At 43.9% G+C, this 23210-nt stretch carries 19 protein-coding genes; 8 read left to right on the top strand and 11 right to left on the bottom strand.

Annotated elements, in window-relative coordinates; all coding sequences use genetic code 11:
* Positions 1-12: 12 nt before the first annotated feature.
* Positions 13-3183, bottom strand: coding sequence for a SusC/RagA family TonB-linked outer membrane protein (locus LX99_RS21960; protein ID WP_109609785.1), 3171 nt, complete (start codon positions 3181-3183; stop codon positions 13-15).
* 426 nt (positions 3184-3609) lie between these two features.
* Positions 3610-5970 (bottom strand): prolyl oligopeptidase family serine peptidase, encoded by a 2361-nt coding sequence (locus tag LX99_RS21970; RefSeq protein ID WP_109609787.1) that lies wholly within the window; start codon positions 5968-5970, stop codon positions 3610-3612.
* 450 nt (positions 5971-6420) lie between these two features.
* Between LX99_RS21970 and LX99_RS21975 the strand changes: the two genes are divergently transcribed.
* On the top strand, positions 6421-6927 hold the full coding sequence (locus LX99_RS21975; protein WP_109609788.1) for a GNAT family N-acetyltransferase: 507 nt from the start codon (positions 6421-6423) through the stop codon (positions 6925-6927).
* 47 nt (positions 6928-6974) lie between these two features.
* Entirely contained in the window at positions 6975-7487 is a 513-nt protein-coding gene (locus tag LX99_RS21980; protein WP_109609789.1) for a helix-turn-helix domain-containing protein, read from the top strand.
* Here the strand turns inward: LX99_RS21980 and LX99_RS21985 are convergent.
* The 5 genes from LX99_RS21985 to LX99_RS22005 all read right to left on the bottom strand — a co-directional run bounded on the left by LX99_RS21985 (position 7409) and on the right by LX99_RS22005 (position 13500).
* Entirely contained in the window at positions 7409-8905 is a 1497-nt protein-coding gene (locus tag LX99_RS21985; protein WP_109609790.1) for a lipopolysaccharide biosynthesis protein, read from the bottom strand. The genes LX99_RS21980 and LX99_RS21985 overlap by 79 nt on opposite strands.
* A 345-nt stretch (positions 8906-9250) precedes the next feature.
* Positions 9251-10375, bottom strand: coding sequence for a glycosyltransferase (locus LX99_RS21990; protein WP_109609791.1), 1125 nt, complete (start codon positions 10373-10375; stop codon positions 9251-9253).
* Positions 10375-11067, bottom strand: a complete 693-nt coding sequence (locus tag LX99_RS21995) for a class I SAM-dependent methyltransferase (RefSeq protein WP_109609792.1) — start codon at positions 11065-11067, stop codon at positions 10375-10377. The genes LX99_RS21990 and LX99_RS21995 overlap by 1 nt, the downstream gene beginning before the upstream one ends.
* Positions 11068-11161: 94 nt before the next feature.
* On the bottom strand, positions 11162-13126 hold the full coding sequence (locus LX99_RS26160) for a M56 family metallopeptidase (protein ID WP_109609793.1): 1965 nt from the start codon (positions 13124-13126) through the stop codon (positions 11162-11164).
* Positions 13127-13128: 2 nt separating this feature from the next.
* Positions 13129-13500, bottom strand: a complete 372-nt coding sequence (locus LX99_RS22005; RefSeq protein WP_022829769.1) for a BlaI/MecI/CopY family transcriptional regulator — start codon at positions 13498-13500, stop codon at positions 13129-13131.
* 158 nt (positions 13501-13658) lie between these two features.
* Here LX99_RS22005 and LX99_RS22010 point away from each other — a divergent pair, with 158 nt between their 5' ends.
* From LX99_RS22010 to LX99_RS22020, 3 genes are all read left to right on the top strand, one after another.
* Complete coding sequence (locus LX99_RS22010; RefSeq protein ID WP_109609794.1) at positions 13659-15062, top strand: MBL fold metallo-hydrolase RNA specificity domain-containing protein; 1404 nt, start codon at positions 13659-13661, stop codon at positions 15060-15062.
* Between the two features lie 63 nt (positions 15063-15125).
* Positions 15126-15620 carry a type II RES/Xre toxin-antitoxin system antitoxin gene (gene parS, locus LX99_RS22015; protein WP_109609795.1) on the top strand — a complete coding sequence of 165 codons (495 nt, stop codon included), beginning with the start codon at positions 15126-15128 and terminating at the stop codon, positions 15618-15620.
* 5 nt (positions 15621-15625) lie between these two features.
* The gene (locus tag LX99_RS22020) at positions 15626-16075 is read left to right on the top strand and encodes an RES family NAD+ phosphorylase (RefSeq protein WP_022829715.1); all 450 of its coding nucleotides are present in this window, start codon (positions 15626-15628) and stop codon (positions 16073-16075) included.
* Between the two features lie 39 nt (positions 16076-16114).
* On the opposite strand, the gene LX99_RS22025 is transcribed toward LX99_RS22020, so the two are convergent.
* Positions 16115-17680: a M20/M25/M40 family metallo-hydrolase gene (locus LX99_RS22025; RefSeq protein WP_109609796.1), complete on the bottom strand. Its 1566-nt coding sequence runs from the start codon at positions 17678-17680 to the stop codon at positions 16115-16117.
* Positions 17681-17802: 122 nt separating this feature from the next.
* Between LX99_RS22025 and LX99_RS22030 the strand changes: the two genes are divergently transcribed.
* Positions 17803-18009, top strand: coding sequence for a hypothetical protein (locus LX99_RS22030; protein WP_109609797.1), 207 nt, complete (start codon positions 17803-17805; stop codon positions 18007-18009).
* A 2-nt stretch (positions 18010-18011) separates the two neighbouring features.
* On the opposite strand, the gene LX99_RS22035 is transcribed toward LX99_RS22030, so the two are convergent.
* The 3 genes from LX99_RS22035 to LX99_RS22045 all read right to left on the bottom strand — a co-directional run bounded on the left by LX99_RS22035 (position 18012) and on the right by LX99_RS22045 (position 21261).
* On the bottom strand, positions 18012-18704 hold the full coding sequence (locus LX99_RS22035) for a response regulator transcription factor (protein WP_109609798.1): 693 nt from the start codon (positions 18702-18704) through the stop codon (positions 18012-18014).
* A 167-nt stretch (positions 18705-18871) separates the two neighbouring features.
* Positions 18872-20686 (bottom strand): sensor histidine kinase, encoded by a 1815-nt coding sequence (locus LX99_RS22040; protein ID WP_109609799.1) that lies wholly within the window; start codon positions 20684-20686, stop codon positions 18872-18874.
* A 206-nt stretch (positions 20687-20892) separates the two neighbouring features.
* Complete coding sequence (locus LX99_RS22045) at positions 20893-21261, bottom strand: DUF3127 domain-containing protein (protein ID WP_109609800.1); 369 nt, start codon at positions 21259-21261, stop codon at positions 20893-20895.
* A gap of 88 nt (positions 21262-21349) precedes the next feature.
* Here LX99_RS22045 and LX99_RS22050 point away from each other — a divergent pair, with 88 nt between their 5' ends.
* Together LX99_RS22050 and LX99_RS22055 are read left to right on the top strand one after the other, a co-directional pair.
* Complete coding sequence (locus LX99_RS22050) at positions 21350-22525, top strand: THUMP domain-containing class I SAM-dependent RNA methyltransferase (protein WP_109609801.1); 1176 nt, start codon at positions 21350-21352, stop codon at positions 22523-22525.
* Positions 22526-23023 carry a hypothetical protein gene (locus tag LX99_RS22055; protein WP_109609802.1) on the top strand — a complete coding sequence of 166 codons (498 nt, stop codon included), beginning with the start codon at positions 22526-22528 and terminating at the stop codon, positions 23021-23023. It begins immediately after the preceding gene.
* Positions 23024-23210 lie beyond the last annotated feature (187 nt).

The raw sequence follows: 23210 nt of genomic DNA on the forward strand, positions 1-23210 counted from the left end.
GGATATGCCTGATTAAAATTTAACATTTAAGCCAAGAGAGAATATTTTATCCAGCGGATATAAATAGCCGTAATTGGCCGACGGGTGCTCCGGATCGAGGTATTTTAAGCCGGTTACGGTTAGTATGTTGTAACCGTTGGCAAAGATCCTGGCGCCTTTAATACCTAAAGTTTTGGCAGCGCCTTGCGGCAAGGTGTAACCGATCTCGGCCGATTTTAACCTCACGTAAGCAGCGCTGTGAATGTTTGACAGGGAGTTGGTATTGGCCGTTGTACCGGTAAGGGCAAATGTACCGGGTGTCCAAACCGTATTCGGGTCGTAAGGATCGGCTTTAGGGTCAGTGGGGTGATATCTGTCCATAAACATGCTCAGCGCGCTGCCCCCGCCCCAAAGCGGGATATTCAGCTGTTCGATGTATGATACGCTGATACCGGCCGCGCCCTGCAGCACCGCGTTAAAATCAAAGCCTTTGTAGTTGACGCCCAGGGTTAAACCAAAGGTGGTGGCCGGGGTGCTGTAGCTGTTGTTGCTTACGTTTTGCGCTATGGGGTGTACGTCCTGATCGTTAATCACGCCGTCGCCGTTCCAGTCCTCTAAAATATAATCGCCAACAACCGCGTTACGTGATACATATTGCGGACTGTTCAATATCTGCTGATAGTTCTGGAACTGACCATTGGCCCCATAGCCCCAGAAAATGTTGTTATAGCGGTTATCGTTATTGTTATGCCAGTTAAGCTGCGAGTTACCGTAAGCCGCGTGAATTTTGCTGATCCATTTGCTACGGGTATAGCCAAAGGTACCTTTTACTATGTAGCCCACGTTGCCGATATGGTTGCGGTGGTTCAGCTCAATATCAAAACCGTTGGTTTGATCGCTGTTCAGGTTCTCCTGCGGCAGCTCGGCGCCTACTACGCCCGGTAGGGCTTCCAGTCTTTTATCAAGCAAACCGCTGCGGTCGCGCCTGAAAACATCCACCGTTACGCCCAGCAAGCCGTTCCATGCCTGCAGGTCGATACCGGCGTTATACGTTTTGGCCACCAGCCAGAAAATATAGGGGTTGGCAATACCACGGCTTTGGGCAGCATTAACAAAAGTACCATCAAACACCGAGCCCGGCGGGAGCCTGTTGTTATCGCCCGATGCGGGGTAGTTATAACCGGCCAGGTAGTTAAATGAATCCAGGTTAGAGTCGTCGCCAAGTTTGGCGTATGACAACCTGATCTTCAAATCGTCAACAAATGAAAGCGCTGATGTATTTTTCCAGAATTTCTCCTGTGAGATCCGCCAGCCTAAGGATCCTCCGGGGAAAAAGCCCCACCTTTTTAAGGGCGAGTTTTTGGAATTGGCATCGTTCCTGAAGCTGAACTCGGCCAGGTATTTGCCGTTATAATCATAGTTTACCCTGCCTACGTATGATTTTGAAACAAAGTTAAAAGGCCAGCCGCCATCTATAGATGCTTTTTGATTGGCAGAGTTACCCGCGCCAAGCTGATCAACCGGTAACGACAGTTCGCGCATGGCGTTGAAGTTATCGCCCGATTGCGAACGTTCCTCGTACAGGAACAACCCCGCAATGTTGTGGCCGCCTTTTAAGGTTTTATTGTAGTTTGCCGATAGCTGCATCAGGCTGTTAGGCTTTTCATAAAATTGCCTGGTTAATGAGCCCGGGGTTTGGTTGGCAATAGCAGCGTAACTTTGGCTGTTTGCATCGTAATTGTACTGATTGTACGAACGCTGGTAAACCTTATTGCTCGACATGTAGTAATCATAATTATACAAACCTTTTACACTTAAGCCCGGTACAAAGGGTACGGTATAGGTTGCAGCCATGGATGACTGGAACCATTTGTTGGCGATTTTTTTATAACCGCTGATATCGGCATTTGACAGGGCTACCGGGTTGGAGCCATCCACCTCGCCGTTGTTCAGGTACGCGGGGTTGTTATTGGCATAAACCGTTTGCGTTGGCACCTGCCGCCAAAACGAGCGGATAATCCACCAGGCATCGTTATAAAGCTGGTTGGTTTGCTCGAGGGTGGCCGCCAGGTTCAGGTCGATAGTCAGGTTTTTGGTTACCTTACTGCTTACGTTCGATCGTACGTTATATTTCTTGTAGTTCAGATCGCGGCTTTTAAAAAAGCCGTCCTGATCTGTAGTACCCAAACTCAAAAAATAGTTGGTGGTTTCGTTACCGCCGGATGCGTTGATGTTATGCTGCTGTTGCGGCGAGCTGTTGGCAAACACCTGCGCGTACCAATCGGTGCTGGTACGGCTGCCGTTTCTGAAAGCTGCAAAATCGGCATCGGTATATTTTACATTCCCGCCGTTTACATTGTGTAAAAGCTGCTCGTTAACCAGGGTCATATAATCGATAGCGCCAACCGGCTTAGGCATGTACGATGGCACCTGCCAGCCGTATGAACCCGAATAGTTCAGTTCCATCGATCCTTTTTTACCTTTTTTGGTAGTAACCAACACTACGCCGTTGGCCGCGCGGATACCATAAACGGCAGCCGATGCATCTTTCAATACCGATACACTTTCAATATCGTTCGGGTCGAGCCTCGTGATATTATCTCGCGGCACACCGTCGATAATCACCAGCGGGTTACCAAAGCCCCGGATATCAAACGAGTTGCTGAACGAGCCCGGCTCCGAGGTATTTTGGGTGATCCGCACACCGGCAATTTTACCGGCCAGCATGTTCAGCGCGTTCTCGTTTTTGGTAGTTACAATTTCAGAGTTGGTTACCGAAGCTACCGAACCGGTTACCGAGGCTTTTTTCTGGGTACCATAGCCTACCACAACCACTTCGTTAATATTGGTGGCGTTGGGGATTAGTTTAACAGTAATGTTTTTTTGAGCACCAACCGCTACTTCCTGCGGTACATATCCCAGAAAGCTAAATACCAGGGTTTGTGTTGACCCGGCATTGATACTGAACTGCCCGTCAACATTAGTGGTAGTTCCGTTTGGTGTGCCTTTAAGTTTAACGCTAACGCCGGGCAGGGGCAGCCCTTTTTCATCGTTCACCACACCGGTTATTTTGCCTTGCGCAAAAGCCGAAGTGCATGCGGCTAAAAACAGGAGTACAGCGATGCTACGCTGCAGCGCCCCCCAACATTTAGCCCGATAATGGATGCGATGGCATCCACCACAAATGGTAAAAATTTCCTTCATAAATAATTTGGTTAATGGGTTTATAACTCTTCGCCGCCTGAAAAAAAGTATACCGGTTAAAGGGATGGTTAAGCCTGATCAGCCGCACCTGTTTTTCAATTGGCGCAGCAATGATAATGGGGGAGGTATTAAAACAGGGGTTAAAAAAAGGGTTAACACGGCTAAAAATTTATTAACCGGGCAAAATTTAAGCGATTTAGCCTCATCTAAATTGTTGCTATCTCACAGGGCGTAAAAGATTTCTCTTTCGCTCCCGCGCTCATCCCCTCCATTGCTTTGTGAAATGACATTTTTGTTTTTCTTAAGATGGCACATACAGTAGTTTCTTAAGAGGAGAATCGCACGATCCGCCGCTTTTGAATGGTTTTTCCTGAAGATTCGGGCACAAAGCCATCTCCGGTTCATTGTAAGCAAAGGCGGATTTATCTACTTCTTCAACGTACGCTCAAACAACTTATAAATCCGCTTATATTCATCGGTCCAGCTGCTGGGCTGTTCAAAGCCGTGGTCTTCTACAGGGTAGGAGGCCAGTTCCCAGTTTTCCTTATGCAGTTCGATGAGTTTTTGGGTGAGGCGGATAATGTCCTGGTAGTTCACATTCTGATCTATCATGCCGTGCAGCATCAGCAGGTTGCCTTTTAAGCCGTTGGCAAAATAAATGGGCGAACTTTTGCGGTAAGCCTGCTCGTCGGTAAATGGTTCATTCAGGATATTGGAGGTATACTCATGGTTATAGTGCGCCCAATCGGTTACCGAGCGGATAGCGCCGCCTGCCGAAAAAACATCCGGCTCGGTAAACATGGCCATCAGCGTAATAAAACCGCCGTACGATCCGCCGTACAAACCCACATGTTTAGGGTTAACGCCATATTTATCAACCAGCAATTTCACACCGTCAACCTGGTCGGTAAGGTCTTTTCCGCCCATATGGCGATAAATGCCTGTACGAAAATCGCGGCCATAGCCGGCGCTTGCGGTATAATCGATATCTAAAACCGTATAACCATTATCGGCCAGCATATTGTTAAACATATACTCGCGGAAATAGTGGCTCCAGGAGTAGGTTACGTTTTGCAAATAACCCGCGCCATGCACAAATACCACCGCCGGTTTTGCCGGGTCCTGTTTTTCAGGCTGATATAGGCGGGCGTAAACATCGGCGCCGTAACGGTTTTTAAAGCTGATGATCTCCGGAACGCGCCATGGGTAACTCAGGTATTCGGCCGATACCGAGTTGGTTATTTTAACGGCCTTTGCGCCGGGCTTATTGGCCTGGATATACAATTCCCATGGCCGGTTGGAGTACGAATAACGTATAGCCAGCCATTTTTCATCGGGCGATAAAGTAACTTCATTGCCGCCCTTCATCCCGGTAATTTTAACCGGTACGCCACCGCTAACCGGGATGCTGTAAAAATGAGTAATACCTGGGTGATCGATATTGGCGGTGAAGTAAAATCTCTTTTTATCATTGCTCAGTTGCAGGGTTTGCACTTCCCATTTTCCGTTGGTGAGTTGTTTTTTTGTACCGTTTTCCACATCAACCACATAAATGTGCGAGTAGCCGCTTGCTTCGCTCTGGTAGTAAAAATGGGTAGCGTCAATAAAGCCTGCATTGCCGGGATCATCAATGCCCGGTCCGCCAATCCAGGCTTCATCCCGCTGCCGGTCAAGCAAACTTAGTTTTCCGCTCACCGGGTCGAGCCGCATGATCCAGCAATCTTTATTATCCTGCGATGAAATGATCGCCACGGCATTGCTGCCGCTTTCGTTCCATAAAATACCATCAACGGTTACGGGCCTGTCGGCATTTTGCTTTTGGCGTTCTTGTAGCTCACCGGGGTAATCTTTCAGGTAATCGGGCAAATCTTTGATGCCTGGAATTTCTGATGTGATGATCGGGTAATAAGTGTCGCGGCGTTTATCGTAAACAAAAGTTTCGGATGTTGAAGAAGCGCGGCCAACTTTCGGGCGGTTAGGGATATCCTCGGTAAAGCCCGAGGCCGTTACATAATTAGGTACAATAGCATTCTGTACGCCATTGGCACGTTTGGTGAGGCGGTAGGTGATAAACCGGCCATCCGGGCTGATCTTAACCTCGCTTACCCTTTTATCGCCGGTTACAATCTCCTTTAATTTTTCGGGTTTAAGCAATTCAGTTTGGATCGAATCTTTCTTTTCTTCTTTGGCTTGCTCTTTAATAATATCAAACAGTTCCAGTTGTTGTTTTTTAAGCCACTGCTCCTGCTCGTTAGGTTGCTCTTTGTCTTTTTTATCGCTTGCAGCCCGCACAAAATTGGTAAGCTGCAGCAACTCGCCTGTTTTCAGGCTGATGATAAACAGGTTATTATCTGATCGATAAATAATTTTCGTTTCGTCGCCGCTAAAGGCAGGCGCGGTTTCTGAGGCTACGGTGTTGGTAAGGCGGGTTGTTTTATTAGTTTTTAAGTCGAACAGATAGAGGTCGCCATTTTTGCTGAACACTTTTTGGCTATGCTTTTTGTTCCAGCCGCCGTTATCGGTGCTTAGGCCGCGCTGCTCCGCAATGCTTACTTTTTGGGCCCGGTTATCGGCAGCGCTCACGGCGTATAGTACCGCGTCGCCTGAGGCATCATCATTCCATTTAAAATAGATCTTTTTGCTGTCGTCGGCCCAATTGATATCGGAGGGCGATACGCCGATCCATTTCGGGTCGCGCATAATTTTTTCAACGGTTAACGTATCCAGTTTCTGGGCAAAGGAAGTCGCCGCCGGTAAAAGCAGCATGAGGGCTAACAGTTTTTTCATATCAACTTAAAACGCGCAATTTAGCAGTTTAGGTAATGATTGCTATTTAAAATCAATTAATTCAGGGAAATTGCTTTAAACTTTTTTGTGATATTGATCGATGACGAAATATCTTCTGCGGGTGCAAAGTCGCCTACTTACCGTGCGAATAAAATGTTTCACTACGTTTAACATGACAAATTGGTCTTTTTGGATGATGAATATGATTGCATCGCAAGGCCATCACATTGTGTACGTTTAAAATGGTTACTATTATTTATAGAAGTTTATAAAGAATTTTTCACACGAATTATCTTTTAAGTCGGAAACAATTAAACGAATTACACGAATGGTCATTTTTCCATTATTGTATTATTCGTGTAATTCGCTAATTCGTAACAATTCGTGTGAAAATTTTTAAGCTATTTATATATCGATAATTTTGTGACGGGTGCAATTAATTGTTACAAAATGGAACTACAGGGCAACGGTTTCTTATTGCGGGGATGGCAAACAGGCGACGAAGCATCATTACAGAAACATGCCAACAACCCCAAAGTGCCGCTGTTTTTGCGCGACAGGTTCCCTCGCCCCTATACCATGGATGACGCCAAATTCTGGATTAACCGGGCCCAAAACCAGCCGCAGCTTACCAACTTTGCCATCATCGTTAACGGCGAAGCATGCGGGGGTATAGGTATTGAACTGATGAGCGGCGAAAGCCGCATAACCGCCGAAATGGGCTACTGGCTTGGTGAAGAACATTGGGGTAAAGGGCTGATGACCGAAGCCGTTAAACTTGTCACAGCCTACGCTTTTGAACATTTCCCGCTTGAACGTTTAGAGGCAGGTGTTTATGATAAAAATACCGCCTCCATGCGGGTGCTTGAAAAAGCTGGGTATGTTAAAGAGGCGATTCTGCACCGTTCGGTTATAAAAAATGGCGAGGTGATGGATAAGCATTTACATAAAATATAATAATTAATTACACAAATTTGTTGTATCTTAAAAAAAGAGAGATAATCATGTCAAGACCTGTATTAAAAGTAGGAAACTACACCCCTGAAGAAATCAAGGCACTCTTTCGGGATGATGAGAAGTATACAATAGGTATTCGTTTATATGCAGTTTATCAGGTAGCTAAGGGTCAACCAAGTAGAAAACTGGAAGATTTATATAACACGAGTTTTAAACAAATAACCAATTGGGTGCATCGTTTTGAAAAGGAAGGGGTAGCCGGGCTGAAAGATAAGCCAGGCCGCGGGCGGACAGCCTGCCTTAGTCAGGAGCAACGGGAACGGCTTAGTAATTTACTTAGCAAAGAACCACCAGCAGACCACGGGTATAATAGTGCTACCTGGACAGGTCCTATGCTGTTCGACTTAACAAAGTCACTCCCAATGACAATGAAAAGCTACTTCAAATTAAAAAAACTATTAAACTGTCCAATTCAGACAACTTACAACCCTAATAATGCCTTTATTTTAGCCAATACCTCATCTATTTTTTCATTCAGATCTTTGGATACTTTCAGGTAGTATGTAAAAGCAAGATAGATAATTGACGTAACACCGCTTCTCACCAAAACATCGAAGTAAAAGTTCGGCATTCGCCAAAAAAACTTTCCTACAACCAAACTGACAAGCGAAATGCCAATAACCAGTAAATGCTTATAAGTGAAGGGCTGCATTTTAAAGCGGATTTTTATATAAAACCAGGTAAAAAAATTAACCCCGCTTATAGCAAGCAGGTAAGATATTGCAGCTCCCATTCCTTTGTATTTGGGGATGAGGATATAATTTAAACCAACACAAAATACTGACGCAACCAATACAACGATAGTAACAAGTTTATATTTATGAGATGTGGTTAAAATGTAGGTATTTAATCCTCCCGTTATATCAACCAAAAATCCCAAACCAATAACCAGGAACAAACTAAAATACTTCGGGTCGGTAAAATCCTTGTTGTGCGCAATCGCATATAAGTTCTCACGGTTAATGATAATCCCAATAAAAAGCAGGCATCCAAAAATCATTTGTATAATAGATGTTTTTGCATATAGTTGGGCTATAACGGGCAAATTATTTGAGCGCCACGCATCAGCTACTATAGGATAAGTGGTACGACCAAGAGCTTGAGCCGGTACGCTTATCAGTATTGCTATATTAAAATACCAGCTATACACGCCCTGTACATCATCGCCCGCAATGGAGCTTAACATTAGCGTATCAACTTTTTGAAGCAATACATAAACAGTACCTGATATAAGGATAAATGTACCGAAGCTCACCAGCTCTTTCTTACTGATTTTTGAAAAACGCCTGTCAGTTAATCGTAAATCGAATTTACCGCTTGCCATTATACTGATCAGCAAAAGCAGCGATATCAACCCATTGGCAGCTATATAAATAAAAATAAAATCGCGGAAACTGATCCAATGTAAAGCTATCATGACGAGGGCTCCGGTGGTAAGCAACCGCAATAAAATGTTTTGTAAAAAATTGGAGTAGATGGTTTGATAAATCACCCTTCCGGTCATTTCCAGGTAATTAAACGCTACTATAAAAAATGATAAGGGTATCATATAATAATAATACCTTTCAAAAAAAACGGAGTTATGATAGGCTCCTAATATAACCGGCTTAAAAATGATGTAAATAAAGGTGGCTGCTGCAAAACCAATGGCGGAAAAACCGGCAACGAGGTGCATAAAGCCATTATGCCTGTTATCATCAGTACGATAAAACGGGAAATATTTTGCAATAATACTCGGTACTCCCATGGATGAAAGCAGTGAGTACATTACCGATAAGCTTACCACCAGTTGATAAAACCCATATTCGGCCGGGGTGGTAAAAAACGGAAACAATAAAACGGTATTGATATAGGCCACTACCATCCCTCCGTACGACAAGAAGGTGTTTTTATAAGCCTGCTTTTTTACAATCCCCATTTAAGCATTATTTACTTAAGCTTTATTGCTGGTATAATTTATCCTGTTCAGCAATGAAGGCAGTTTACGATCTTGAAAATATCCATCAGCAGTTTTCCATGCATCTTCCAAACTTGCTTCTCCGTTAATAACAATATTAACGGAGATTTTAACAAGGTAATTAACAGCGCTGCAAGAAGAAAATTGCTCCATCGGGTAGTAGCATAATATAATTCCTCACCTTGTTACACATGTCAAACTGTAGCCTTTTAAAAAAAAGCGCATAAATTAACAATGCCCAAGTCTTGTTTAACGAGGTTGCAATCCATTTTTTTGACGGCTTTGTGCGCCGATTTATTTAACATATTAATGCTTTTTTATTGATTGTTTAAGTATGATAGTCAACTTTTCTATCCTATCGTTTATATCATAGTTCTTACGGATGTGCGCCGCTTCCTTTTTCCCTAACCCGGCAGCAAGGTTAACATCCGATGCTATTTTAATCATATAGCCGGCCATGCCCTTAATATCGTGTTCGTCTACCAGGTATCCTGTTTTACCATTAATAACAGCCTCCTTAATACCCGCATGCTTTGTACTTACAATCGCAAGACCCGCCGAGCCTGCTTCAAGTATAGTATTAGGAGTACCTTCCATATCGCCATCGGCGGCGGTTACAGAATGTTGTACAAAACAGCGCATATTTTGCATTAATTTATTAATGCCGTCGGCTGTTAATACGCCTGTTAAGGTAACATAATCAGTTAAATTTAACTGTTTTACAAGTACCTCCACATCGTTAAAGAGCGGTCCTTCTCCCACCATCCATAAACGGGCTTGCGGATAATTTTCATGCACCATTTTAAAAGCCAGAACAATGGATGCAGGCGATTTTTTTTCAACAAACCTTCCTACCGACAAAAAATTAACAGGCGATTGTGATATATCGATCTGCGGAAATTTGGCCGCATCAACTCCATAAGGATTAAGGACAATTTTTTCGGCAGGCGCGCCGAGGGTTATCAAAGCCTCAATCATATCCTGAGAAACCGCCACTATCGCCGAGCAATAAGAAAATGCTTTCCTGTATAGTTCGTTATATGCACTTACAGTGGGTTTATGGTGTGCGTCCGCGCCATGAAAATGTATAACCAATGGAACATCAGCAAGTTTACATGCACCGGATACCATAGCGCCCACCATGCCGTACTCCGCAAGTACAACATCTATCTTATTAAATTTCAAATATTGAGCTAAGGCTCTCGTTCGTACGCCAATTTCTTGCTTTTTGAATATCCTTTTTTGAATAAGATAACTCAAAAGTCCGATTTTAGATTTGATGATAAACTTCCCAGCGTCATCGCAAAGCGGAAATGCCCCGCCATAAAGCACTTTTTTATTCGCCTGTATCCTGTCAACATGTGCTTGTATAAAGGTTTCTGAAAAAGCGCTTTTGTTGGGCTTTATAATGCATAAATTAAACTTATCCATTACAAAGTACTCAACGGTTTTTGAGCTATCACTACATATAATGACGCATCCCTGTCACGTTGCGGTTGCGAATGTATCTTATCAAACAAACGGATAAAACTTTGCATTACAAAAGCGAATGGAGGGGCCAAAAACTTGGGAAGTTTTAATAGGATAGCATCTTGAAACAGTTGTATACCGCTTGCAGCAAGGCCCATGATACCATGAAATGAGGTAATTTTGAAACCTTCAGCCTCTATAGTTTTACGAAGACCGGCACTTGTCCACCGCCAGTAATCGTACGGAGTGGGATGATAATACCAGTAACCATGCGTTGTACATATTATACTACCTCCAGGTTTTAAAATCCGTAAAGCTTCAGATAGATAGCTATGTGGTGAATCCACGTGTTCCAATACCTGGTTAGAGAGTACAATATCACAAAAATTATCGGGCAGGGTGGTTTTGCTGTCGTGATCTATATGATAATCTGCAAGTGGATTGATATCAAGATCCACGCCGATATACTTACCTACCATCGGTTCAATAACCGATTTATAGGGCATATCGCCACAGCCAAAATCAATAAGGGTAAGGCTTTTATCAGCAGCAGTTAAATCCTGCATTACCTTTAAAGTTGCATTACGCAGTTTGGTTAAATGTACATATCGCGTTGAAAAAAGCGTAGGGTTTAGCCTGCTATTGCTACTCATATCCCACAAAAATACATGTTTTTTGCGGATTGTTAAAAATACTTACAGCCACAAAGCACTCATAACAGTTTCGGTGAAAATTGTATTAATTACTTTAAATTCGGTTCTTCTTCTTAGCTGCTTTAGTAACTATCATAACCACCCCATTTGTAGCTTTACTGCCATAAATAGCCGTTGCCGATTTATCTCGCAGCACACTGATACTTTCAATATCAGACGGGTTGAGTGTATTTACCGCGACGGGAGTTTTTTGCACAAACCCGTCTATGATGTATAATGGTTGGGCGCCGGTATTAACACCCTTTAAATTGAGCACGTATTTTGTAGTATCCTTACGCAACTGGCCAGCAAATGATGAAGTTGAATTAGCGCCTTCCACCACGCCGGTTTTATTGTCGCCGGTTTTCTCCTTTTTATCGTCGTCTGCCAACGTAAAACTTATCGGTACACTGTACTGTACTTTTACCGGGCGGCCGTTTTGGGTTCCGCACTTCCAGGCGGGTGAAAGCTTAAGCACCCTTACCGCTTCCTCATCGCAGCCGGCCCCAATTCCTCTAACCACTTTCATATCGGTTAACGATCCGTCCTTTTCAACTACAAAGGTAATGATCACCCTGCCCTGTATATTGTTTTCCCTGGCTGCCTTCGGATATCTGAGGTTGGCTGCCAGGAACTTACTAAAGGCTTCAATCCCTCCGGGAAACTCCGGCGCCTGCTCAACAGCCGTAAAAACCGGTTCTGATATGATTTTCCCTTTAATCTCCGATACTGTATCAACCCGGGGCATATCATCAGGAGCGAGCGAAAAATTTATAGGTACCGAATATTGCACCCTAACCGGTCGCCCATTTTGTATCCCCGGCTTCCATTTTGGCGACAGGGCAATCACGCGCATAGCTTCGTTATTCAATTCACCGGTAATTCCCCTTACAATTTTTTCATTGGATAGTGAACCATCCTTTTCAACAATAAAAGTAATGATTACCCTGCCTTGTATCTTTTGCTCGCGGGCCGTTGCTGGATATTTAATGTTTCGGCCTAAAAATTTGCCGAAAGCTTCAAGCCCGCCCGGAAATTCGGGTACGTTTTCAACAGCGGTAAAAACTGCTGTCGTATCGGAATCAGCTACGCTGTCATTGTTGGCAGGCAGCGGCTCATCAATAGTAATTTCGGCTACTTTACTGGCCGGGGTTTCAAAAACTTTATTGGCATTGGTATTGATCACCGCAACAGCATTACTGTTATTAATAGTAGCCGATGATAAGATCATCATCAACATAAACAATGGCGCCGAAAGCCCGTATTTAATGAGTTTAATTCGCTGCGAGTTGTTTTTTTGCAGCATCATGATGCGGGCCTTCAGCATGCTTTTGTTAAAAAACGGGTTAACAAGGTTGTGCGTGGGGGTATGAAATGTCTGGCTTAACAGCAGCATCGCATAATCGGCCTTATTGGTGCCTGCTTCAATAGCCTGCCTGTCGGCAATAAACTCGTGAATATGTTTAATGGCCATGCGGTAAAAATATACCACCGGGTTAAACCAGTTTATAATCATCACCAGTTCAACCAGCAATACATCGGCCGAGTGCCACTGCCGGGCATGCACATCCTCGTGATTGGATATGGCTTCATGCACTTCACCGTCGGCGTTTAATTTCACTGTTTTGAAAAAAGAGTACGATACAGCGGGATCGGGCTGGTTGATTACTTTTTTAAGCTTGATTAATTGCCAGATGAGCCTGGCCGACAAAAACAGGATACCGGCCATGTAGATGATAAACAGAATTTGTCCTATGCTTACCGGCGACTCTTCGATCGGCCTAAACCCATACACCAGTACCGGGCTGTTATACAAAGTATATTTTACCTGCTGCGTTATAAACAGGTTTTGCACCCAGCTGGCCTGGATAACGGGAATCATGAACGATAAAACGGCGGCACTTACCAGGTAAAGCCTGTTAAGCTGAAAAAAAGTTTCCTTACGCAATAACAACACATAAAACCCGTAAAACAGCAACAGGTATATATTTACCAACAACAGATATTGCCACCAGCCCATGATTATTTTTCTTTTAGTTTTTCAATCAGTTTCATGATCTCATCGGCCTCCTTCAGGTCGATCTTTTCCTTCTTCACAAAAAATGAAAACATGCGGTTAACCGAGTTATCAAAATAACCGCTCAGCAACTTATCTGCAGCAAAATCCTGGTATTGCTCTTTGCTGATCACCGGATGATACTCATGACTTTTGCCATAGGCCGTATGCCCCACAAAACCTTTGGTTTCCAAAATCCTGATAATGGTTGATACCGTGTTATAGGCTGGCTTCGGCTCGGGTAACTGGTCTATAACATCTTTAACATACCCTTTTTTCAGCAGCCAAAGCACTTGCATAATCTGCTCTTCTGCGCGGGTTAACTCTTTAATTTCCATGTGCGTACTTTAAATATTAATACCTCGTGTATTAATTTGATTGATCGGTTAAACTAAGTTAAGGCATATACCTCAAATTAACAACTAAATTTTTAGTTTTTAATTTGATAAACTTTTAATCGCCATCTTCGTTGAGTTACTTCATACACCATTTATAAATGAATATAACATTTCATGGCGCTGCCCGCAACGTAACCGGCAGTAAGCATTTGATAAAGCTGAACGATGGCACCGGTATTTTGCTTGATTGCGGGATGTTCCAGGGCCTGGGCGAGCAAACCGAAGAAATGAACGAACACTTTGGCTTCAACCCCAAAAAGGTTAACCACCTGATCCTGTCGCACGCGCATATTGACCATTGCGGCCTGATCCCTCGTTTGGTTGCCGAGGGCTTTGAAGGTAATATTTATTGCACCCCGGCCACCATGGATCTCACCCGTATCCTGTTACTTGATTCGGCCAAAATCCAGGTACAGGATGTTGAATACGACAATAAGCACCGCGCGCGCAAGGGCCAGCCGCTGCTTACGCCATTGTATACAGAGGAGGATGTAACAGAGGCCTTGCACCTGTTTAAAATTGTTGAATACGGCGAAGAATATGTGCTCAACGAAAATGTAAAATTCAATTTTACTGATGCCGGGCATATTTTGGGCAGCGCGGCTGTACATCTCAGTTTGGTTGAGGACGGCAAAACCCATCGTGTTTCGTTCAGCGGCGATGTTGGCCGCTATGGCGATATGTTATTGAAAAACCCGCAGCCTTTTGAGCAGGCTGATTATATCTTATTAGAATCCACCTATGGCGATTCGCTGCATAAAGAACTCGGCCCCATTGAAGATGCCCTGCTCGATATCATCAAGCAAACCTGCGAGATTAAAAAAGGTAAGGTTATTATCCCGGCTTTCAGCGTTGGCCGCACACAGGAATTGCTTTATGCGTTGAACCAACTGGAGCTAAAAGGCGTTTTACCAGATATTCCGTTTTATGTTGATAGCCCGCTATCTGAAAAAGCGACACAGGTTTTGATGAACCATACCGAAGTGTATAATAAAAACGTGCAGGAAGTTTTAAAAGTTGACGCTAACCCGTTCGGTTTTAAAGGACTGAAATTTATTGAGAGCGTAGAAGAATCAAAGGAGCTAAACGACGACCCGCGACCTTGCGTTATCATATCCTCATCGGGCATGGCCGAAGCCGGGAGGGTAAAACATCACATCAAAAACAATATCAACAATCAAAAAAACACCATTTTAATGGTTGGTTATTGCGAGCCCAACTCATTAGGCGGCAGGTTGCTGCGCGGCGACCATGAGGTGCATATTTTTGGCGAGATGTATGAGGTGAAAGCCGAAGTACAATCAATCAAGTCCATGAGCGCCCACGGCGATTACGATGACCTGCTTCATTTCGTATCCTGCCAGGACCCAGCCCTTGTGAAAAGCGCTTTTCTTGTGCATGGTGAATACGAGGTACAACAACATTTTGCAGATAAGTTAAGGCAAAAAGGATTTAAGCAGGTAGAGATCCCCTATCAGCATCAAAAAGTTGAATTAAAATAAACGGGAAAATATTCTTTTATTCATGGAAAATTTTCCATATTTGTATAGAGCAATTTTTGGTTTATGGAAACCCGCAAACAACCCACAAATAGTGCTAAAAAGCCTGTTCAATATAAAACCGAGCCCATAAAAGCCGGCATTTTAAATGATTTTCAGGAGCCATACATCACTATGCCCCGTTATAACGATGCCATCAGCCTGCTGGATACATCAAAAAAAGGCCTTGAGGCTAAAAGCGCCCTTGATTTTCTGGCGCTTTCTGGCTTTACGCAGGATGAGTTCCAGGAAACCTTTAAAACTACTGTAAAAACCATTCAAAACCATGTTAACAGGCAATTAAAGCTTGATGCATCGTTAAGTGAAAAACTGCTTAAAGCATTCGCGCTGTTTGATAGCGGCATTGAGGTATTTGGATCGGCACAGGCTTTTCAGCAATGGTTACACACGCCTGCCTATGGGCTTGGCAACCGTTTGCCTTTTGATTTAATGGATACCATTACCGGCATCCAGCTCATCGACGAAGAATTAACCCGTATCCAATACGGAGACCTGGCCTAAGCCATATGCTGGTATACAGGATAGCGCTTGCTAAATACGCGAACAAACTGGTAGCCTCGGGGCGGGCCGCCCGCTGGAACCCCAATGACGTGGATATGATCTATACTGCTTCAAGCAGATCATTAGCCTGCCTTGAAAATGTGGTGCATCGTAACCAACTGGGATTAAACCTTGCGTTTAACGTGATGACTATCGAAGTACCGGATAACCTTAAAATAACTACTATTAATTTAAATACGCTTAAGCCCGATTGGAGCAACTTTAACCAGATGCGCTTTACCCAAACAATAGGCGAAAACTGGATCAAAGAACAAAAAACCGCTATACTGGCCGTACCCTCATCAATTATTGAAGAGGAATTTAATTACCTGCTTAACCCTAAGCATCAAGATTTTGGGGCTATCAAACTCATCAGATCCGTACCGTTTGTTTTTGACCAGCGGATAAAGCAATAAAAAAGGGATACCCGGCCGGGCATCCCTTTTTGTTAACTATTATCTTGCCGCCTGGGGCTTAGGCAACTCCTTGCGCGGAATCATTTCGGCGCGCTGTGAGGTATGATATACAAACGAAGCCACAATGGTTGCAGCCTGTTTAAGGTCATCTTCTATCAGGCGATCATAAGTATCCTGGTTGCTATGGTGGGTACGCGAACCATAATCGATAGCATCCTGAATAAACTGAAAACCAGGGATCCCTACCGCGTCAAATGAAAGGTGATCAGTACCGCCGGTATTCCGGATAGTGAGTGTTGTAGCACCCAGATCCTTAAACGGCTCTAACCATGCCTTGAAAATAGGAGCGGCAGCCGAATCGCCCTGTAAGTAAACGCCGCGGATTTTGCCGGTGCCATTATCCAGGTTATAGTATGCCGAAAGCTTAGCCTGCTCAGGTTTTAATTCCATGGTTTTGGGATCGCCGAAATGGTTGGCTACATAGCCGCGCGAGCCGAATAAGCCCTGCTCTTCCGAACTCCATAAAGCAATACGGATGGTGCGTTTGGGCTTAAAGTTTATGGCTTTCAAAATACGCATTGCCTCCAGCATCACCGCGCTGCCTGCAGCATTATCGGTTGCGCCGGTGGCCGCATGCCACGAATCGAGGTGACCGCCAATCATTACCACCTGGTCTTTCAGCTTCTTATCAGTACCCGGAATTTCGGCAATAACGTTGTAGCCTTGCAGATCGTCGGTAATAAAACGGGTTTTAATTTCAGCCTCCAGTTGTACAGGCTGTCCGCCTTTCAACAAGCGTAAAATGCGCTGATAATCTTCACTGCTGGTTTCCAGTTCGGGAGCAACCGCTTTGGCGGTATCAGCATACGATGCGCCATTAGTGGTAAACACGGTTCCGTCCGTGCCACGCCCCTGGCTTAACACCAGGCCAACTTTTTCATCAACCAAAAACTGGCTTAAAGCAGTTCTGAACGCGCGCAGCTTCCGAAAGTTTGCCATTTGCGCAGCATTAGGATCAGTAGCATTGCGGCGTGGACCGGCAGGCGTTGCTTTGGCACCAGCCATTTCGGCAAGCTCTTCATCGGTATAGCGGGCAGCATCTGCTTTCCAGGTACGCTCGGTTGGCGCCTTGGTATCAAATATCACAATTTTACCGGCCAGTTTACCCTTATACTGTTCAAGCTCGGCAGCCGAATCGGCTTTTAAAACCATTACGTCGCCTTTAATTAAGCCATCGGTACCGGGTGTCCAGGCTTTAGGGATAGCAATAATGGCGTGATAATAAGGCACCGTAATGGCAGCATAGTTTTTTTGCACTTCCCAGCCTTTGCCAAACTTACCCCAGGCTTCGAGTTTAGCGTTGCTCATACCCCAGGTTTTAAGCTGGTTAACGGCCCATTTCTGGGCGCGTATTAAACCCGGCGAGTTTGCCAGGCGGGGCCCCGAAACATCAGTAAGATAGAAGGCCGTTTCCATCACTTTTGAATGGTTAAGTCCTTCATCCCTTATCTTTTGCACCATCGCTGCATCAACGGGCTCCTGGGCTAATGCCGGCATTGCAATACCGGCCGCAATAAAACACGAAAAAAGTAGTTTTAAATTCATAGTGAATAAATTATAAGATCAGTTCAGTCAATAACAGACCTATTATAATAAATTAAACCTGACCGGATGTTGATTTAACAAAGTTTTTACAAGGCCTGTAGTTTATACGTTATATTTGGCTTATGGGTAATTACAGATTAGACAGGACGGCATTTAAAGCCCGAACCGCAAAAGAGGCTGCAAACCATAGTATTTACTACAAAGATTTGACATGGCAAGAGCGTTTACGTATCGCCAACTATTTAAATAGTGTTGCCTACAACTATCCGGAAAATGAACCGCCAAGGTTAGATCGAACAGCGTTTAGCATCAGAAAAATAAAACCCTGATATTAATTGATAAGCAGTTTATATCCACGGCCATGCACGTTGATGATTTCCACGTTCGGATCATCTTTAAGATACTTGCGGATCTTGCTTAAAAACACGTCCATGCTACGCCCGTTAAAGTAATTATCATCATGCCAGATGTTAAGCAGGGCTTCTTCGCGGGTAAGCACTTCGTTTTTACGCATGCAAAGGAGGCGTAACAACTCGGCTTCTTTGGTGGACAGCTTTTGCTGGCTATCGCCAATCATAATCATCTGCGATGTATAATCGAACGTGTATTTGCCGATATTGAACGAGGTTTGCTTCTCCTCTTCTTTTTTACCGGCATTGTCGGTGCGCTTTAGCAGGGCATTTATCCGGAGCAGCAGCTCTTCAATGCGGAATGGTTTGGTGATGTAATCATCGCCCCCGAGATTAAAAGCCTGGGTTTTATCCTCGATCATGCCTTTGGCTGTGGCAAAAATAATAGGCACCCCGGCATTGATCTTGCGGATATCCTTGCCGAGGGTAAAACCATCTTTTTTGGGCATCATCACATCCAGGATCAGCAAATCATAGGTTTGTTTGGTAAAAGCGCGCAGGCCTTCTTCACCATCCTTACATAAAACCACATCAAATTTGCCTTTTAACTGCAGGTAATCCTGTAATAACAACCCCAGGTTGGCATCATCCTCAACAAGTAGTATTTTTTTCATATATTATAAGTCCGGAAAGTCGGAAAGTCCGCAAGTCCGAAAGTGTTTCTTTTTTGTCCGGAAGTCCGCATGTCCGGAAGATTTTTTGCCTGGAAGGTTTTTTAAATGGAACAACCTGCAATCCTTTCTTTCGGACATGCGGCCTTTCCAACTTCCGGACCCAAAGCCTACGCCACCGCGAACTTCAGCTCAAACTCCGATCCTTTATCTTTTTCTGATTTTACGCCAATGGTACCGTTAAGCCGTTTCACTATGGTATTCACATAACTTAACCCAAGCCCAAAGCCCTTAACGTTATGCACGTTGCCGGTGGGGATACGGTAAAACTGCTCAAATATCTTCGTTTGCTGATCGCGGCTCATGCCAATACCCTTATCGGCTACCCTGATCACTACCTGTCCGCTTTTAATGGCTGTGCTTATGGTAATATCGGGCGCTTCATTGCTGTATTTAATAGCGTTATCAATCAGGTTGTACAACACGTTCGAAAAATGCAGTTCATCAGCAATAATAAAAGCATTTTCGGCGTCAAGGTGCAGGGTGGTTTTGGCACCGCACTTCTGCAACTTCAGCGACATGCTATCCAGCACTACCGAGATCATCTCATTTACATCAACCGGCTTTTTATCCAGTTTAAAATCATTACGCTCAATGCGGGCAATATTCAGTACCCTTTCAATATGGCTGCCTAAACGGGCGTTTTCTTCAAAAATGATATTGGCCAGGCGCGAAACCCGGGCTTTATCTTCGGCTATTTCATTATCCCTCAAGGCTTCGCTGGCAATCATAATGGTTGATACCGGCGTTTTAAACTCGTGGGTCATGTTATTGATAAAATCGATCTTCATTTCTGATATTTTTTTCTGTCTCAGGATAGAAAAAATCGTGTAACCGAAACAAATGATCAATACCATGGTCAAGCCGCCTGTTGTAGCCATAGTAGCCGTCATGTTACTCAAAATAAGCGAGTTTTTTTGCGGGAAGGATAACATGATCTTTCCGGGGTCATTAATCACCTCTTTGGTAAAAATCGGGGTTTGATAAGTATTGGCGGCTGTAAATACCGGCGGCTTATCGCTCTGGCTGTCGCTGGCGTTCGAAAAAATGAGCGAATCGCTGTTGGCTGTACTTATCTCGTAGCTAAATGGCAATGTTATTCCGCGGTTATGCAGCTCGAACCGCAATAATGAATCGATCCAAAGCGGGTTGATACGCTTGTTCAACGGCTCGCCGGATTTACGGTATTCTTCGGCAAGGTTTTCAATAACGGTTGGTTTGTTACCGGCCAGGTGTACTTTTTCGAGCGAATCAACCTCCAGCATTTTTTTGATCTGCAACAACTGCTTTTCCTTTTGCTTACGGGCCTGTTCCTGCACCCAAAGCGGGTTAATGCGTGGCACCGAAATCATTTGCTTGCCAAATTGAGGGTCGACATAAACATACCTCAGCGTATCGTATTTATGCAGCTTTTTAGGGCGTGTAATACGGCGCGTAATATGCGTACGTACAATTTCGGGCGTTAACTGCTCATGCACTACGCCAAACTCGTCGGTATATTCTTCAACATGTACCTTAAAATCAACGGTGCCTTCAGTTTGTAAGAGGGTATTTAACTGATCATCCATTTTTTTATGGTTGATCATCCGCTGTAAACTATCGCGGAGCATGGCTATCCGTTTTTCGCGGGCAGAGGGTTTCTTTTTCTTGCTTCGGGCTTTTATAGTTGTAACCGCAACTCCCCCTCCTTCTTCACTATCAGTAATAACTTTACTAACCGGCTGGGTTTTGGCCTTTAAAAAATTATTGGCATCCTGGCGGGTTACTTTATCAACAACGCTGTTGAGCGACTCGCGCACAGACCGGTCAAACAAATCGGATTGCATCTGGTACGATTGCCTCAGGAAATAAAATTGCATGGCTACCACGCTCAAAAGCGCGAAACCCATTAAGCCAATAATTAAACCTATGCTCCTCTTCTTCATTTGTTAACATACAAAATTATCTGAAATCCATTTACAAAGCTGCCTTTTAACAATATTTAACAATTAGCGCTTTTGTTAAAAGCCTGTTTAATATGGGTTTATTGCATTCAACTTAACGGCCGATATAAAGTTTCCAAAAAATCCGGATAAAAACAGAAGGCCCCCGAAAAACGGAGGCCTTCTGCAATTTTGGGTATCTGTAAATATTAAAATGGCAGGTCGTCATCATCGGCCGACGAGCTGATATCAGCCGAAGGCGCCGCGTATTGAGGCGCTGCCGCGGCACTGTTAGCAGCGGCAAGGGGAGTTATTCTCCATAACTGCAGCGAGTTGAAATAAGATTTTTTGCCGGTTTTATCTGTCCAGGGGCGGCCTCTTAAGTTGAATGAAACTTCAATATCATCGCCAACTTTTACGTTATCCAACAAATTGCAACGATCCTGTATCGCTTCAAACTTTAAATATTCGGGGTATTGAGGGTTCTCAATATATTCAAGTATAAGTTCGCGTTTTTTGAGCGATTCGGTTACTTGCTGGGTAGCCGACACTTCATGTACCTTACCTTTAACTTCCATAATTAGTGTTCAAATAATTTAAAATGTAAAGTTAATAGTAATGAAATTAAAATAGGGGCTTTTTAATTGTTAATTTTGCCAAATTAATATGCAAGTTTTCCACACAGAAAGTAAGATCATCATTACCTGTAACAAAAGATTATCGCCCTACCTGCAGCAGGAGGTTGAAGCTTTAGGGTATGAGCCAACCCGTGTTTTTAATACAGGCGTTGAGCTGCAGGGTACCGTTACAGATACCATACCACTTAATTTAAACCTGCGCTGCGGCAGCCAGGTACTATATTTATTAAAAGCATTTATTGCCAATGATCCCGCCGAACTTTACAACGAGCTGGTAACTATTGAGTGGGAAAAACTGATAGATTTTGCGGGATACTTCTCTGTAACCTCCAACGTAAACAACGAGCATATCTTAACCCCGCTGTTTGCCAATGTTAAGGTGAAAGACGCTATTGTTGACAGGATAAAATCCATAAAAGGTATCAGGCCTAATTCGGGCCCGGAGGTTAATAAAACCGTTGTGCATTTATACTGGCAGGATAACCGTGCCGAAATATTTTTAGATACATCGGGCGAAACGCTGGCCAAGCACAGCTACCGCAAAATACCGGGAAAGGCGCCTATGCTGGAAGCCCTGGCCACATCAACCATTATGGCTACCAACTGGGACAGGAAAAGCACTTTTATCAACCCCATGTGCGGCTCAGGAACGCTGGCTATTGAGGCGGCGTTGCTGGCTACTGATAAATATCCCGGCTTATTCAGGATGAATTACGGTTTTATGCACCTGTCAGGATACGACGAAACGGTATTTTTTGCCGAGCGCCGCGCGTTAAAGGATAAAGCGAAAAAAGAAACCAGCTTTAAAATCATCGCTACCGATATTTCGGCCGATGCCGTGGATGTTGCGCGTAAAAATGCCAAAACAGCCGGCGTAGAACATTTAATTGATTTTGCCGTTTGTGATTTTGAAGAAACTGACGTACCTGCCGAACCTGGTATTGTGATGTTTAACCCGGAATACGGAGAGCGCCTTGGCGTACACACCAAACTTGAAATGACCTATAAACGCGTAGGCGATTTCCTGAAAAAGAAATGCCTTGGTTACCGGGGTTATGTATTTACCGGCAATCCGGACCTGGCTAAAAAAATAGGTTTGAGAGCCGCCCGCAAAATTGAATTTTATAATGGAAAGCTTGATTGCCGCCTTTTTGAATACGAACTTTACCAAGGCAGCAAACGCGAGCCTAAACCCGAAAATTAAATGAAGAAGATTCTGTTTCTTATAGCGCTGGTATCATCATCCTTACTTACCAAAGCGCAAACACAACTGGCCTTCCCTTTCCAGGGCGGCAGCCCGATCATGAGCCGTTTTTTTAAAGACAGCCTCATCGTATCGCCCGAAATTATGAAAAAGAAAGCCGCGGGTACCGCGGTTTTTAAATTCACCGCGGATGATAAAGGCACTATCAAGAAAATAATTGTTTACTATGCCGATGATGCTGTTTTGGTTGTACCTATTATTGAGGCGCTCAAAAAATCTAACCATAAATGGATCATCCCCGATCATGAAAAGCTGCACGATTTTATACTGCCTTTTTCCATCAGCTTCAATACATCGGCAAACACCAGCAACGCAACTATTAAACAGGCTTTTGATTATTACAGCCAGCGCAAACCTATTATCACATACAACCAGGTGCCGTTAGAGGCGGCTACCCTGTTGCCAACTGTGCTCATCAGCTATGACCTCACTGAATAGACTGCTTTGCCCACTTATACCAGGCATTAAAGCGATAGATTGAAAAATTTATCGCTTTTTTTATGATTTTTTTATATAATATTAATTAAATCAAGTATTTAACCAAAAAGAAACTTACGTACAAAAACAGGCTTTATGTTTAGTATAAATTAAAAACATTAAAGCAATATTCCTTTTTATCTTTTTT

Origin of the sequence: Mucilaginibacter oryzae (genome assembly GCF_003148845.1) — a bacterium.
In the GTDB taxonomy this organism is placed as follows: Bacteria; Bacteroidota; Bacteroidia; order Sphingobacteriales; family Sphingobacteriaceae; genus Mucilaginibacter; species Mucilaginibacter oryzae.

What these genes read in the sequence shown, in the direction of transcription:
- parS (WP_109609795.1), top strand. Translation starts at nt 15,126, where the DNA reads ATGGAAACCCGCAAACAACCCACAAATAGTGCTAAAAAGCCTGTTCAA.
- LX99_RS22005 (WP_022829769.1), bottom strand. Translation starts at nt 13,500, where the DNA reads ATGGAAATTAAAGAGTTAACCCGCGCAGAAGAGCAGATTATGCAAGTG.
- LX99_RS22040 (WP_109609799.1), bottom strand. Translation starts at nt 20,686, where the DNA reads ATGAAGAAGAGGAGCATAGGTTTAATTATTGGCTTAATGGGTTTCGCG.
- LX99_RS21980 (WP_109609789.1), top strand. Translation starts at nt 6,975, where the DNA reads ATGTCAAGACCTGTATTAAAAGTAGGAAACTACACCCCTGAAGAAATC.
- LX99_RS26160 (WP_109609793.1), bottom strand. Translation starts at nt 13,126, where the DNA reads ATGGGCTGGTGGCAATATCTGTTGTTGGTAAATATATACCTGTTGCTG.
- LX99_RS22035 (WP_109609798.1), bottom strand. Translation starts at nt 18,704, where the DNA reads ATGAAAAAAATACTACTTGTTGAGGATGATGCCAACCTGGGGTTGTTA.
- LX99_RS21985 (WP_109609790.1), bottom strand. Translation starts at nt 8,905, where the DNA reads ATGGGGATTGTAAAAAAGCAGGCTTATAAAAACACCTTCTTGTCGTAC.
- LX99_RS21995 (WP_109609792.1), bottom strand. Translation starts at nt 11,067, where the DNA reads ATGAGTAGCAATAGCAGGCTAAACCCTACGCTTTTTTCAACGCGATAT.
- LX99_RS21970 (WP_109609787.1), bottom strand. Translation starts at nt 5,970, where the DNA reads ATGAAAAAACTGTTAGCCCTCATGCTGCTTTTACCGGCGGCGACTTCC.
- LX99_RS21960 (WP_109609785.1), bottom strand. Translation starts at nt 3,183, where the DNA reads ATGAAGGAAATTTTTACCATTTGTGGTGGATGCCATCGCATCCATTAT.
- LX99_RS22025 (WP_109609796.1), bottom strand. Translation starts at nt 17,680, where the DNA reads ATGAATTTAAAACTACTTTTTTCGTGTTTTATTGCGGCCGGTATTGCA.
- LX99_RS21975 (WP_109609788.1), top strand. Translation starts at nt 6,421, where the DNA reads ATGGAACTACAGGGCAACGGTTTCTTATTGCGGGGATGGCAAACAGGC.
- LX99_RS22020 (WP_022829715.1), top strand. Translation starts at nt 15,626, where the DNA reads ATGCTGGTATACAGGATAGCGCTTGCTAAATACGCGAACAAACTGGTA.
- LX99_RS22055 (WP_109609802.1), top strand. Translation starts at nt 22,526, where the DNA reads ATGAAGAAGATTCTGTTTCTTATAGCGCTGGTATCATCATCCTTACTT.
- LX99_RS22050 (WP_109609801.1), top strand. Translation starts at nt 21,350, where the DNA reads ATGCAAGTTTTCCACACAGAAAGTAAGATCATCATTACCTGTAACAAA.
- LX99_RS21990 (WP_109609791.1), bottom strand. Translation starts at nt 10,375, where the DNA reads ATGGATAAGTTTAATTTATGCATTATAAAGCCCAACAAAAGCGCTTTT.
- LX99_RS22030 (WP_109609797.1), top strand. Translation starts at nt 17,803, where the DNA reads ATGGGTAATTACAGATTAGACAGGACGGCATTTAAAGCCCGAACCGCA.
- LX99_RS22045 (WP_109609800.1), bottom strand. Translation starts at nt 21,261, where the DNA reads ATGGAAGTTAAAGGTAAGGTACATGAAGTGTCGGCTACCCAGCAAGTA.
- LX99_RS22010 (WP_109609794.1), top strand. Translation starts at nt 13,659, where the DNA reads ATGAATATAACATTTCATGGCGCTGCCCGCAACGTAACCGGCAGTAAG.